Source organism: Pseudomonas sp. 05N434 (assembly GCF_056396965.1).
In genome coordinates this window covers 1-638 of sequence record NZ_JBFTMK010001028.1, presented here as the reverse complement: position 1 = coordinate 638, position 638 = coordinate 1, and the positions used below count along the sequence as shown (strand labels likewise).

Annotated in this window: 2 protein-coding genes; both read right to left on the bottom strand. The window is 51.6% G+C overall.

Annotated elements, in window-relative coordinates:
• A partial coding sequence (locus AC1DLB_RS31510; protein ID WP_477786469.1) for a transcription termination/antitermination NusG family protein occupies window positions 1–201 on the bottom strand: 201 nt, incomplete at its 3' end.
• Between the two features lie 9 nt (window positions 202–210).
• Window positions 211–579 carry a preprotein translocase subunit SecE gene (gene secE / locus AC1DLB_RS31505; protein ID WP_007933728.1) on the bottom strand — a complete coding sequence of 123 codons (369 nt, stop codon included), beginning with the start codon at window positions 577–579 and terminating at the stop codon, window positions 211–213.
• Between the last annotated feature and the right edge of the window lie 59 nt (window positions 580–638).

Genomic DNA, 638 nt, shown 5'->3' with positions numbered 1-638 from the left:
AACCAGCACATAACCAGGGAAGAATTTGCGCTCGCTTTTGCGCTTCTGGCCATTACGCATCTCAACCACTTCTTCAGTGGGAACCAGAATTTCGCCGAAGCCATCTTCCATGCCAGCCAGCTTTACGCGCTCGATCAACGAACGCATGACATGCTTCTCGTAACCGGAGTAAGCATGCACAACGTACCAACGCTTAGCCACGGGACACCCTTAGCCGACGATCAAGGAAACAAGCCAACCGAGCAGGGAATCAAGCCCCCACAACAGCAACGCCATAACCAGAACAACAGCCACAACGATCAACGTGGTCTGCGTAGTTTCTTGGCGAGTTGGCCAAACGACTTTACGAATCTCGGTGCGCGCTTCCTTAACCAGTACAAAGAAAGACTTGCCCTTAACCGTCTGCAGGCCTACAAAGGCAGCTACAGCAGCAATGACCAGCAAAGCGAGCACGCGGTACAGGATCGGCGAAGCAGAGTAATACTGATTGCCAACAACGCCAACAATCACCAAAGCAACTACTACCAGCCACTTGAGTAGATCGAAGCGAGAGCCTTGAGCTTCAGCTTTAGGAGTCATCTATGAAGATCCTGTGAAAAGAAAGCCAGACACACCTGGTGAATCTGGCAGGTCAGGAG